Source organism: Burkholderia sp. ABCPW 14, assembly GCF_001523835.1.
In the GTDB taxonomy this organism is placed as follows: domain Bacteria; phylum Pseudomonadota; class Gammaproteobacteria; order Burkholderiales; family Burkholderiaceae; genus Burkholderia; species Burkholderia mayonis.
This window is the reverse complement of the sequence record NZ_LOVS01000055.1, coordinates 1-13,505: the sequence shown is the minus strand read 5'-3', so window position 1 is coordinate 13,505 and position 13,505 is coordinate 1. Positions and strand designations below refer to the sequence as shown.

The 13,505-nt window shown below is 70.1% G+C and carries 5 protein-coding genes and 2 pseudogenes; all 7 read right to left on the bottom strand.

Annotated elements, in window-relative coordinates; genetic code table 11:
* Nucleotides 1-11: 11 nt before the first annotated feature.
* Nucleotides 12-743 carry a GNAT family N-acetyltransferase gene (locus WS62_RS07505; protein ID WP_066569622.1) on the bottom strand — a complete coding sequence of 244 codons (732 nt, stop codon included), beginning with the start codon at nucleotides 741-743 and terminating at the stop codon, nucleotides 12-14.
* A gap of 7 nt (nucleotides 744-750) precedes the next feature.
* Complete coding sequence (locus tag WS62_RS07500; protein WP_066569616.1) at nucleotides 751-2,073, bottom strand: aminotransferase class I/II-fold pyridoxal phosphate-dependent enzyme; 1,323 nt, start codon at nucleotides 2,071-2,073, stop codon at nucleotides 751-753.
* A gap of 38 nt (nucleotides 2,074-2,111) precedes the next feature.
* Nucleotides 2,112-3,026: a UDP-3-O-acyl N-acetylglycosamine deacetylase gene (locus WS62_RS07495; RefSeq protein ID WP_066569614.1), complete on the bottom strand. Its 915-nt coding sequence runs from the start codon at nucleotides 3,024-3,026 to the stop codon at nucleotides 2,112-2,114.
* Nucleotides 3,023-10,658 (bottom strand): annotated as a pseudogene (locus WS62_RS07490) (SDR family NAD(P)-dependent oxidoreductase). Before WS62_RS07490 ends, WS62_RS07495 begins: the two are co-directional and overlap by 4 nt.
* Nucleotides 10,655-12,190 (bottom strand): LTA synthase family protein, encoded by a 1,536-nt coding sequence (locus WS62_RS07485; protein WP_082720781.1) that lies wholly within the window; start codon nucleotides 12,188-12,190, stop codon nucleotides 10,655-10,657. The pseudogene WS62_RS07490 and the gene WS62_RS07485 overlap by 4 nt, the downstream one beginning before the upstream one ends.
* A 1-nt stretch (nucleotide 12,191) precedes the next feature.
* Entirely contained in the window at nucleotides 12,192-12,977 is a 786-nt protein-coding gene (locus WS62_RS07480) for an SDR family NAD(P)-dependent oxidoreductase (protein WP_066569607.1), read from the bottom strand.
* A gap of 132 nt (nucleotides 12,978-13,109) precedes the next feature.
* Nucleotides 13,110-13,376: pseudogene (locus tag WS62_RS37955) on the bottom strand (capsular polysaccharide export protein, LipB/KpsS family); the annotation flags it as partial.
* Nucleotides 13,377-13,505 lie beyond the last annotated feature (129 nt).

Genomic DNA, 13,505 nt, shown 5'->3' with positions numbered 1-13,505 from the left:
GATTTTCCGGCTCAGCGCGTCGACTGCGCGCGCAACGCGGATTGCCGCGGCGCGCCGCCGAAGCGCATCCGAATCGACGCGAGCTCGCGCGGCAGGCGCGCGGACCGCGGACGCGAACGCGGCATCTCGACGAAGCCGAGGCGTTGGTAGAGCGCGCGGGCACGCACGTTGCTCGTCAGCACGTCGAGCACGACATCCCTGCCCGCTTCCGCACGAAACATGCCGGCCTGCATCGCATCGTCGAACAGCGCGCTGAATGCGCCGCAGCCGCGTACGCGCTCGTCGGTCGCGCAATGCGCGACCAGCGTCTGCGTGCGCTTCGGCGCGGGCAGCTCGCTTTCGAGCACGAGCCCGCGCAGCAGCATCCGGATCGTGCGCACAGGGCCGAAGAAGCGCAGCAGCATCCACGCAACGTGCAGATCGTCGAAGGCGGTCGAGCGCCCGTCGTGCGCGGCGAGAACGGCGCCGACCGCGCCGTCCCCGGCGACCGCGACGCGATGACGCCGCCACGAAAAGCGCCCGTACTTCGACGCGAATGCGAACGCCAGAAATGCGATGCATCGCGCGGGCGGCTCGCCGAGGAAGTAGCCGAATTCCCTTACGCCGGATTCGAATACGAGCAGCGCGCACGCATGCGCATCGCTCGCGGCGGCCGCGCGAAAATGCCACGAAGACATGCGCCGCGCGGCTTCGCCCGGAGCGCCGCGATCGCTGCGATCGCCGTCGACAGGCCGGCGCGTCATCGGCGCTTCAGCGTGCGAGCCGCACGAGCGCCGCGATCGTGCGCTCGATTTGCTCGGGCTCGTGCGTCGAGCAAATGAAGAAGCGCAGGCGCGCAGCCTTCTCTTCAACGGCCGGATAGAAGATCGGCTGCACGTTGATGCCTTCGTCGAAGAGCGCGTTCGCCCATTGCGCGGCCTTCAGCGAGCTGCCCGTGATGACGGGCACCACCGCATAGCCTTCGCTCGTGCCCGTGTTGAGGCCGGCGTCGCGCGCCTGCGTGAGGAACTGCAGCCCGCGCTCGCGCAGCGTCGCGATCCGCTGGGGCTCGGCCTGCAGGCGTTCGAGCGCGGCGAGCGACGCGGCCGCGAGCACGGGCGACAGACCGACGCTGTACAGAAAGCCCGGCGCGAGATGGCGAAGAATGTCGATGAGCGGCTGGCAGCCGGCGATGAAGCCGCCGCAACCGGCGAGCACCTTGCTCAGCGTGCCCATCCAGAGATCGACGTCGGCGGAACGCACACCGCAGTGCTCGCGGATGCCCTTGCCGTCTTTGCCGAGCACGCCGAGCGAATGTGCTTCGTCGACCATCAGGAACGCGCCGTAGCGCTGCTTGATCTCGACGAAACGCGCGAGGTCCGGCAGATCGCCGTCCATGCTGTAGAGCCCTTCGATCGCGACGAGCACGTGCCGGTATTCGCGCCGCACGCGCGCGAGCAACGCGTCGAGCGCGCGCCAATCGTTGTGCGCAAAGCTCAGGCGCTTCGCGCCGCTCAGCTGCGCGCCCTGCACGATGCTGTTGTGCGCGAGCGCATCGTGCACGACGAGGTCGCCCGGCCCGAACAGCGAGCCGATCACGGTCACGTTCGTCGCATGGCCGCTCACGAACACGACGCAGTCGTCGGTCTCGTAGAACGTCGCGAGGCCGCGCTCGAGCTCGCGCTGCACGGGCCGCTCGCCCGCGACCATCCGGCTCGCGGACGCGGACGTGCCGTAGCGGTCGATCGCGTCCTTCGCACGCGCCGACACGATGGGGTCGCCCGCGAGGCCCAGGTAGTTGTAGTTCGCGTAGTTCAGGTATTCGCGGCCGCCGATGTGCGTCGTCGCGCCGGCGACGCCCTCGTGCACGCGAAAGAACGGCGATTCGACGCGCAGCTTCTCGCCCATCTCGCGGATGATCCGGACCTGCTGGTACTGCGGCATCGCCTCGAACCAGCTTCGCGGATCGCTTGTCGCGTGCGTGGCGGCGGAAGGCGGCGCACGGCGCGCGTCGCCGTCGTCGGAGACGCGATCCAGTTGCCGCTTCAGTGCTTTCGCCGCGAGTTGCTGGCGCAGGTGATCACCCAATCCCATCTGAACCGTTCGCCTGTTTCGTCAATGAAGACCACATATTACGCGACGAACTCGGCCCATTCCCATGCGCCATTCGTCGACAGCAGTTTCTCGACGAGCCGGAAGTTCATCTCGTGGCTCGGCCGGAACGCCGACACGCGGCCGAGCAGCGGCGCACCGGCGAGCGCGAGGTCGCCGATCAGGTCGAGCACGCGATGGCGGACGAACTCGTCCGGCTGCCGCAAACCGCCGACGACGCGCGAGCCGACGATCGACGCCGTGCACGACGGCCGCGCGCCGCGCAGGATCGGCACGCCGCGCAGATAGCCGCCGACGATCACGGGGATCGCCCATTTGACGCGCCCATACGAGCGCGACGGCGCGATCTCGGCGGCGAACACGTCGGGCGTCAGCACGCCGCTCCAGTGCATGTCGCCGAAGCCTTTCAGGTCGTTGCGCACGCTGAGCTCATAGCGCGCGGCGGGCTCGATGCGCATCTCGCGGCGCGCGGCGCCGTCGCCTTCCGTTGCGACGACGGGCTGCAGCACGCGAATGAAACGCTTCGGCGCCGGCAGCGCCGTGCGTCCGCATGCGCGCAGCGCGTCGACCCACGGCCGCGCGCTGCCGTCGAGGATCGGCACCTCCTCCGCATCGAGCTCGACGGTCGCGTGATCGATCTCGCAAGCGAGCAGCGACGCGAGCAGATGCTCGACCGTGCGCACGCCGACGCCGTCCGCGTTGCGCAGCATCGTGCAAAGCGGCTGCGCGCGGCGCAGCGCGGGGTCGGCTGCGAGCGTCGCGAGCGCGCGGCCGTCCTGCATTCGCCGGAACACGACGCCGTGCGCACACGCGCGTGCGTCGGCAGGCAGGATCCGCACGCGCACGCGCCGCCCGGTGTGAAGCCCGTGGCCCGACAGCGCAAGCTCGCGCGCGAGCGTGCCCTCGCGCGCCTGCCAGCCGGCCGGCGCGCTCATGCGGTCACCAGCGTCTTCGGCGTGCCCGCGGCGGCGGCGGGCTCGTCGTCCCCGACTTTCAGTACCTCGCGCGCGTCGCCGTCGAGCGCGTGCTGCGCGGCGATCGCGGCGAGCCGCGCGTCGTCGCCTTCGCCCGAGCCCGACGGGCCGGCCGCCGCGCCCGAGATCATGTCGACGATCCGCCCGGCGAGCGAATGCACGGTCGCACCGTCCGCGATCGACATCACCGACAGCTTGACCTCGAACGTCTCTTCGACCGCCATCCCGAGCTCCATCCCCATCAGCGAATCCATGCCCATCTCGAGCACCGACTTGTCGAGCTCGATCCGCTCGGTCGACAGATGCAGGATGTGCGCGATCTGCGCGCGCAGATTGTCTTCGACGACGCCGACCGCCTCGTCGCGCGGCAGTGCGGCCACTTGCTCGCGCAGCCGCGTGCCGCCGTCGCGCGCGGGCTCGCTCGCGCCGCGCGCGCGCAAGAGCGCGTAACGGCGCGCGCCGGCGGCGGGCATCCCGCGCGACACCGCGTGCCAGTCGAGCCGCACGACGGCCTCGCCCGCGTCGCCCGCGAGCAGCACGCGCTCGAGCGCGGCGAGCGCCTCGCCGGACGTGATCGACACGCCGCCGATCCGCGCCTGCAGCGCCTCGCGCGTCTCGGCGTTGCGTGCGAGAAAACCGACGTCCTCGAGCGGCCCCCACGCCATGACCGTGCCCGCGAGACCCGCCGCGCGGCGCTGTTCGACGAGCGCCTCGACGAAACTGTTCGCGGCGACGTAGCTCGCCTGCCCCGGATTGCCGAGATAGGTCGTCGCCGACGAATAGACGATGAAGAAGTCGAGCGCGCGCGCGCGCGTCGCGCGATGCAGGTTCCACGCGCCCGCAACCTTCGGCGCGAGCACCGCGGCGATGCGTTCGTCGTCGAGATTGCGCACGAGGCCGTCGTCGATGTGCATCGCCGAATGCAGCACGCCCTTCAACGGCGCGCCGCGCGCGTCGATCTCGCCGATCGCGCGGGCCAGCGCCGCCGCGTCGGTCACGTCGCACGCGATGACGTGCGTCCGCACGCCGAGTTCGTCACGCCAGCGCTCGACTTCGTCGCGCAACGGTTCGGCGAGCGCGCCGCCGCGGCTTGCGAGCGTCAGGTGCCGTGCGCCGCGCGACACCATCCAGCGCGCGCTCGCGAAGCCGAGACCGCCCGTGCCGCCGACGACGAGATATGCGGCGCGCGGATCGAGCCGCAGCGAGAGGGCGTGCGTGGAAGCCGTGCCGCGCGTCGGCGCGGGCGTGCCCGCCGGATACGTGACGAGCACCTTGCCGATCTGCCGCGCCTGCTGCATGTAGCGAAACGCGTCCTCGACGCGCGCGGCCGGGAACGCGCGATACGGCAGCGGATGCAGCGCGCCTTCGGCGAAGCGCGCGATCACGTCGCCGAACAGGCGCTCGGTCAAATCGGGCCGCGCGCCCATCAGTTGATCGGCGTCGATGCCGAAGTAGCTGATGTTGTTGCGGAACGGACGCAGGCCGATGTAGCTGTTCTCGTAGAAGTCGCGCTTGCCGAGCTCGAGGAAACGGCCGAATGGTCGCAGCGTGTCGATGCTGCGCACCATCGCCTCGCCCGCGAGCGAGTTGAGCACGACGTCGACGCCCTCGCCGCCCGTCAATGCGCGAATCTCGTCCGCGAACGACAGGCTGCGCGAATCGAGCACGTGATCGGCGCCGATGAGCCGCACGAACTCGCGCTTCTCGTCGCTGCCCGCCGTCGCGAACACTTCCGCGCCGAAGTGGCGCGCGAGCTGGATCGCCGCGATGCCGACGCCGCCCGCCGCGCCGTGCACGAGCACCCGCTCGCCGCGGCGCAGCCGCGCGAGCTCGGCGAGTGCGTAGTACGCGGTGAAGAACGTCGTCGGAATCGTCGCCGCTTCTTCGAACGACAGCCGCGACGGCTTGTGCGCGATCGCGGCCGCTCGCGTCCGCGCGCGCGTCGCGAACGACGCGGGCGCGAAGCCGAGCACCGCGTCGCCGGCCGCGAAGCCGTCGACGTCGCGGCCGACGCGCACGACGCGCCCCGCGAGCTCCATGCCGATCGTCGCGCCGGCGAAGCCCGCCTCGACCGCCTCGTCGGACAAGAGTCCCATCGCGTACATCACGTCGCGGAAGTTGAGGCCGGTCGCCACGGGCTCGATCTCGACTTCGTCCGGCTCGAGCTCGCCCGCCCGCAGCGGGAACCATTCGAGATTGCGCAGCGAGCCCGGCGCGTCGAACGCGAGCACCGCGGGCGGCTGCTCGCCGATCGCGTCGGCCGCGCGCGCGTCGATCTGCGCGGCGCTCAGCATCCGCGGCACGAAGCGTCCGCGCGGCGTGAGGAGCACCTCTTCTTCCGCGTCGTGCGCGAGCAGCTCGCGCACGAGCGCATCGAGCGCGGCGCCGCAACCGGGATGCACGTCGATCAGCCGGCACGACAATTCGGGATGCTCGTTCGCGAGCACGCGGCCGAGCCCCCAGAGGCCCGCCTGCGCCGGATCGAGCGGCGCATCGAGCGCGAACGGCGCGCTGCCGCGCGTGACGACCGACAGCCGCACGCTCGCCGTCGCATCGACGACGCCGAGCTCGCGCACGAGCCGCGCGAGCGCGACGACGCCCGTCCGCTGAGCGTGCATCATCGCGGCGCCGTCGGCGTCGGCGGCGAGCGCCGCATCGGGCGCGACGAACACCAGATGATGCGGCTGCGCGGGCGACGCGACCGTGACGATCTCGGTCATCCGGTGCAGCAACACGGCCTCCGCATAGCAGCCGGTGCGCGCGAGCGCGCCGGCGAGCGCCGCACCCGCGTCGCCGTCGTCGCCCGTCGCGACGAGCCACCGCTCCGCATACGCGGCGGTGTCGAGGCTGTCCCATACGCCGCCGTCGAGTGCCTCGCGCGCGTCGCCCGCCTTCGCGGCCGGCTTGCGCGCGACGACGAACGTCGGCGCGCCTTCGAGATCGAGCGATTGCTCGAGGTGGCGCGCGACATCGCGAAAACCCGCGTGCGAAAGCAGCGACTGGATCTCGGCCGGCGCGAGCGGCGCGGCCTGCGACGCGCTCGCGCCGCTTGCGGCGCGCGCGAACACGATGTCGGCGAAGCGGCTGCCGCGCGTCTCCGCGAGCACGACGAGGCCGCCCGGCGCGAGGCGCTCGAACACGACGCTCAGGAATGCGAGCGGATCGTGCTGCGCAGCGAGCGCGCGATCGATCAACACGATGTCGTAAGGCGTGCGGTCGTCGGTGACGATCGCCGCGCCTTCGCCCGTCTGCAACGCGACCGTCTGCATCGACGGATGCGCGGCGGCGTCGAAGCCGGCGAGCTGCGGCGGCGTGCCTGCGATCGTGTAGTCGCAGCGCGCGGCGGACGGCGCGACACCGAGCGGCCGCAGCATGTCACGTCCGGGCGCGCCGATCTCGAGCACGCGCAGCCGGCGCGGCGAGCGCCTGCTCGACGCAGGCTACGATCAGCGCATGCGCGTGGCCCCACGTCGGCGACGCTTCGTGGAAATGGTCGACGAGACTGCCGCCCGTCGGCGACAGCGCCTGCGCGGCCGCCGTCTCACCGCGCAGCACCGCGGGCAGCACCGCGCCGCAGTGCGCGAGCAGCGTCAGCTCCGCGACGTGCGCGGGCGACTCGGCGAGCAGACCGCGCCATAGTTCGTCGAGCGCGGGCATCGCCGCGCACGCCGTGTCGTTGCGCACGAGACGCGTGCCCGCCCACTGCGCGAGCCCGTCCTCGACGAGCATCGCGGCAAGGCGCGCGACGAGCCCCGCGCGCTCGTCCGCGGGCGGCACGGGCTGCCGGAACACGTCGATCGCATCGAGCGCGCGCAGCGCATACGCGCTTGCGAGCACGTCGAAGAGCGGCAGCATCTCGGTCAGGTGACTCGTGCGTCGCGCGAGGTCTTCGCGCGACGCGAGCGTCGCGATCGCGCTCTCGACGAGCCGCCCGGGCGCGGGCAGCGCGCTCGCGTCGAACGACGACGGCAGCGGCTTCGCGTCGAGCGCATAGACGAAGCGCGCGGGCGGATTCAGCCGGCGGCCGACGAGGTCGACGCGCCGAAACCGGCACGCGGCGAGACGCGCGACGATCGCGCCGCTCGCGTCGAGGAATTCGAACGACGCGACGATCGAGTGCGGATTGCGCCGCTCGATTCGCGCGAGCACGCGCGCGACGATATCGCCGCGCAAGAAATCGATGCGCCCGAGTTGGACCGGCACGTATGCCGCGTGCGGCGCGCGCGCGTCGTGGCCGCCGCTTTGCGCGAGCAGCGCGAAGAGCGGATGAAAGCCGCTGTCCATCAGCGCCGGATGCAGCAGGTAGGCGGCGAGTTCGGCGGCGTCGCCACAGGCCTGCGGCGCGGCGATGTCGGCGAGCGCCGCGTCGCCTGCCATCCTCAGCGCGCGCACCCAGCGGAACGCCGGGCCGTATGCGAGGCCGAGCGCGGCCGCGCCGTCGTACAGCGCGTCGGCGCTCGACGCGGGCTGGGCGAAGAGACGCGCGAGCGCCTCGGGCGACACGGCGCTCGACGCCTTCAGCGTATTGCCGCTCTCGAGCAGCCGGCCGACGACGTTCTCGACCCACGGCGCGTCGCACATCCGGTCGCGCGTCTCGATCTTGAACGATGCGGTGCGCGGCTCGATCGTGAAGCGGAACAGCTTCGCCTGCTGCCCCTGGAACACGACGGGCGCGCGGATCTCGAGATTCTCGAGCGCGCAGTCCGACGTGCCGAAGAACGCGCACGCGGCGGCGAGCGCCATCTCGACGTAGCCCGCGCCGGGAAACGTGACGCCGCCATCGACGACGTGATCGGCGAGCATCGGCACGCGCACGGGATCGAGCTGGTTCTCCCACGCGAACGCGTGCTCGCGCAGCCGGTAGCCCAGGAGCGGATGCGCGCGGCGGCGATTGACGAGGCCGTAGCCTTCGGGGCTCGGATCGAGCCAGTAGCGCTCGCGCTGCCATGGATAGGTCGGCAGCGCGACGCGCGGCGCGTCGGGCGCGAAGCGGTCGGGATCGATCCGCGCGCCGTGCGCGACCGCCGAGGCGATCGCGTGGCGCAGCATCTGCGCGCCGTCCTGCTGGCGCTTGAGCGTCGGCAGCGTCGTGCCGGACAGCTTGAGCGCGGTCAGCGTCTGCTTCACGTACGTGCGCAGGATCGAATGCGGCGATACTTCGATGAACAAACGAATGCCGTCCGCCGCGAGGTGCGCGATCGCATCGCCGAAACGCACCGGCTCGCGAATGTTGCGCCACCAGTAGCGCGCGTCGAGCGCGTCGCCCGCAAAGCGCTCGCCCGTGACGGTCGATACGAAGCCGCCCGTGCCCGCGCGCGGCGCAACGCCCGCGAGCTTTTCGAGCACGACCGGCTCGATCCGCTCCATCTGCTTGCTGTGGAACGCGTAATCGAGATCGAGCAATTGGAAGAACTGATCGTTCGCGCGCAGCGATGCGTCGATCGCCTGCAATCCGTCGAGCGGGCCCGCGAGCGTCACCGATTGCGGACTGTTCACGCCGGCGATCTCGACGCTCGACGCGAGCGACAACTGCGCGATCAGCGCACGCGCGGCGTCCTCGCCGACGCCCGCCGCGGCCATGCGTCCGCTGCCGCGGGTCAGCGCCTGCGCGCGGCTGCGGATCTTGATGACACGCACCGCGTCGGCGAGCGACAGCGCATCCGCCGCCCATGCGGCGGCGATCTCGCCGACGCTGTGGCCGGCGACCGCGTCGAAGCGCACGCCGTGCGCGTCGAGCACGCGCACGATCCCCACTTGAATCGCGAACAGGAGCGGCTGCGCGTGCTCGGTCGCGGCGAGCCATTCGGCGCTCGCGCCCGCGCACATCACGTCGACAAGCGATGCGCTGCCGTCCGCGCACCAAAGCGCGTCGACTTCGGCAAGCGCAGCGCGGAACACCGCGTCTTGCGCGTACAGTTCCTGGCCCATCCCCGCCCACTGCGAGCCGTTGCCGGAAAACAGGAGCGCGACGCGCGCCTCGTGCTCCGCCGCATGCGCCTGCGCGACGCACGCGGGCACCGACGCCCCGCCCGGCTGCGCCAGCGCGGCGAGCGCCGCGCGGCCGTCTGCGACGCTCGCGGGCGCGACGACCGCGCGCGCTTCGAACCATTGTCTGCGCCGCACCGCGTTGGCGGCGAGCGCGTGCCACGCGCAGCCGTCGTCGAGGCGCTGCAGATAGCGCGACGCCAGCGCGGCCAGCGCCTGCGGCGCGCGCGCCGTCAAGACGAGCGGCGGCGGGGCCTCGTCGACATCCGGCGCGCTCTGCTTCGTCGCGTCGCCCTGCCCGTCGTCCGCTGCGGCTGCGGGCGCTTCCATCAGCACGACGTGCGCATTCGTGCCGCCGAAGCCGAACGAGTTGACGCCGATCGTGAGCGGCGCGTCGCGTTCGCCGAGCGGCGTGTAGCGATCGACGACGCGCAGCCGCCCGCCCGCGAAATCGATATTGGGATTCGGCGTCTCGAAATGCAGCGAGCGCGGAACCGCGCGGTGCCTGAGGCAGCACACGGCCTTGAAGAGGCCCGCCATCCCGGACGCGGTTTCGAGATGGCCGATGTTGGTCTTCACCGAGCCGATCAGGAGCGGATCGTGCTCCGGGCGCTGCGCGCCCGCGACTTCGATCAGCGCGCGCGCCTCGATCGGATCGCCGACCGCGGTGCCGGTGCCGTGCGCTTCGAGATAGACGAGCGAACGCGGATCGATGCCCGCGCGCCCGTACACGTCGCGCAGCAGCGCGGCCTGCGTCGCCGCGCCCGGCACGCTGATGCCGCCCGGCGAGTAGCCGTCCGAATTCACGCCGGAGCCCGCGATCACCGCGTGGATCGTGTCGCCGTCGGCAAGCGCGCGCTCGAGCGGCTTCAGCAGCACGAACGCGCCGCCTTCGGCGCGCACGTAGCCGTCGCCCGTCGCGTCGAACGCGCGGCAGCGGCCGCGCGGCGACAGCATCGACGCCTTCGAGAAACTGACGAAGCCGAACGGATGCGCGAGCAGATTCACGCCGCCCGCGAGCGCGAACTCGGCGTCGCCCGATTGCAGCGCCTGGATCGCCTGGTGCAACGCGACGAGCGACGACGAGCATGCGGTGTCGATCGACATGCTCGGCCCGCGCAGATCGAACAGATAGGACACGCGATTCGACGCGATGCTGAGCGTGTTGCCGGTCGCCGAATACGGATCGACCGAATTCAGGTCGTCCATGCTGCGATTGCCGTAGTCCGGGCTCGCGACGCCGACGTACACGCCGCAGTTGCGCCCGCGCATGTCGGCGGGACGCACGCCGGCATCCTCGAACGCTTCCCACGCAAGTTCGAGCAGCAGGCGCTGCTGCGGATCCATCTGCGTCGCCTCGCGCGGCGAAATGCCGAAGAACGCTGCGTCGAAACCCGCAACATTGTCCAGGACGCCCGCGGCGAACGTGTAGCTTTTACCCGGTTCGCGCTTCGACGGATGTCGATAGAAGTCCGTACCGAATCGCTCCGCGGGCACCTCGGTGACCGCGTCACGCTCGTCGCACAACAGCCTCCAGAACGCGTCCGGACTTTCCACGCCACCGGGGAAGCGACACGCCATCCCAACAATTGCAATCTTTACATTCATCGTTGTGTCGTTTTTTCCGATGCATTCGTCGCAGGGCTGCCCGTCTCTTCCGCTTCGGTCGCGCGAAGCAGGATCGAACCGAGCTCTTCGACACGCGCATCTCGCCGACAGGCGTCCGGGGTTCCGAAATTCCGCCAGATAAAGTAGTCGCTGCGCTCGGGCGCGACACCCAGCCTACCGAAAATATGCGGCAGCGCCGGGACATGGTCGCCATAAAAGCACACGACCGTGTCACGCCGCCGAGCGCGCAGATGCTCGAGCAGTCGCCCGATCATTGCATCCGCATTTACGACGTGACGCAAGTAAACAGTTAAATCGCGCCATTCGGCGCCGTCGCCGAACGCATGGCGCGCGCGCGATTCGCCGGGCTCCACCGTCTCCAGATGCAGCGGGCCGTGGTTCTCCATCGTCATCGCGAATGCGAAGAGCGGCTTGGCGCGCGGTGCGTCGAGCTCGGCGATCAGCGCCTCGGCGACGGCCGCGTCGGCCACGTACGGGCCGGCGCGCGGCGCGCGAGCAAAATGCCGGATGTCGAGGAAGCGCTCGAAATGCATCAGCGGAAACACGCGGTCGCGGCCGAAGAAGTCCGCGTAATACGGATGGATCGCGACCGTCCCGTAGCCGCCGCGCCTGAACCAGCCGGCGAGCGAATCGCAGGCGCGGCGCAGGAACGCGTAAGGATAGAAGCGCGCATAGCCGAGGCGCTCCGACGCGAGCCCCGTCAGCATCGCAAACTCGGTGCGCATCGTGTTGGCGCCCCACGCGGGCACCGCAAGCTCGCCGTAAAACATTGACTCGCGCCGCGCGCGATCGAAATGCGCGAAGAGCGACGGCTCGATGCCGCTCGCCGCGCGCCGCGCATCGAAGAACGATTCGCTCTGGATCACGATCACATCCGGGTACGCGGCGGCCCGGCCGTCGGCGAACGGACTCGCCGCCGCCGCGCGCTCGAACGCGCGCAGCGTCGCCGGCCGCAGCCCGTTGAGCAGATACGCGACGAACGTCGCGAAGAAGCCGTTGCGCCGCTGGTCGACGCTCGCGTCGAGCGTGAGCGTCAGGCGCTTCGCGAGCAGGCAGCCGCAGACGAAGCATGCGGCGATCGCGGCCGCCGCCGCGCCGAACGGCCGCGGCGCGAGCGGCGTCTCGGCCCGATAGCCGGCCGCGAGCAGCGCGATCCCGACCGCGATTGCGGCAACCTTGCCCGCGCTCAGGAACGGCAGATACAGGCGCGGATGCGAGAACAACTGGCTGAAGAGGCTCAGATCGGTGAACACGAACGGCTCGCGCAGCGATTCATGCTTCGCGTTGCTGACGACCGCCATCAGGCCGACAAGCGCGACGGCGACGAATGCCGAGAACAGCACGCGCGCGGTGACGAACAGCACGCAGCCGCCGACGAACGCGAACGCGAGCACGTGCAGCGCGAAGGCCGGCGGCGGCCGACGCCACGGCGCGCGCGGCATCGCGAGCGCATCGAGGGCGAACGACAGCGCGGCCGCAATCGAGAAGGTGAGCGCGAGCCCGCCGCCCACGCTAGCGCTCCTCGCGCGGCAGATACGACAGCCTGCCGAGGATCGCGTCCGCGAGCGTAGCGGGCAGCAGCGGCAACAAACGCATGCCGAACGCGAGCAGCCCCGGAAACGCGATCTCCGCGCGCCCGGCTGCGAGCTTGGCGCGGATGTGGGCGGCCGCCTTGTCGGCGGACCACAGGAACGGCTTGTCGCCCGGGAACACGTCGCTCATCGCGGTCTTCACGAAGCCCGGCAGGATCACGGACAGCCTGACGCCGTCGCGCGCAAGCAACGGACGGACCGAATCGGCATATGCCTTGATCGCTGCCTTGCTCGCGCAATAGGCGGGCGAAATCGCCATGCCGCGCAGCGCGGCGAGCGAGCTGACGAGTGCGACTTGGCCACGCCCACGTCTACGCATGCGCGCAAGAACCGGCAAAATCGTGTGCATCGTGCCGTAGAAATTCGTGTCCATGACTTCGCTTATTCGTGCAAAGTCTTCACATTCGCCAGACGATGCAAGGGTACTCGCAACGCCGGCATTCGCGATTAAGAGATCGATTGGATGTGACTGGTCGAGGCGCGATAACCACTTCCGCGTCTTCTCGGAATCACGCACGTCGAGGATCACAGTGACCACTTCAGCCCCGGCATCGCGACAGAGCTGCGCACAAGCTTCGAGACGCGTCGCGTTCCGCCCCACAAGCCCCAACGCCACACCACGTTCGGCATAACACCTGGCGAGCGCTTCGCCGAGCCCCGCGCTGGCGCCGGTGATCACTATGCAGCGAGAAGAACGCGCAGTCATCGGTCGACGTATCCTGCGAGTTCACTAGCCACGAGCGGCCTCTTTCAATTGAGGAGGCAGTATATGTTGCTGGGGCAAAAAGCTTGGCTCGGAGGATACGGACGTCTGTCCGGCAGCAAACGGAGACATGGCCGCCTCAAGACGGCGAACCGCACCGGCTACCGCCATCGCGATGCCCGAGCGGCTGTAGAAATCGCCGTTAATCTGAGTATGGCGGATCACATAGTCGATGAACGCCTGATACAGTGCCGTGTCTGGGCCTTCAGCCTGTTGCCAGAAACTGTCCAGACTTCCCTGCCAGGTCATACCAGGCATCGAATAGACCGCCGTCCCAAGTGTCATCAGCGGTCGATCGTGATGGAGTGCGGACAAACCGACCGTGCTGTTGACGACAACTACACAGAGGTGGCTTCGCTCGTTCGGACAGTTTTCTGAGATTTTTAAGTGGAACGTCCGAGGCAATCATGCTGCCGATTTGATCGCAGGCAGCGTCGCGAAGTATGCCTCATCCGGCGTCTGATCCGCCAG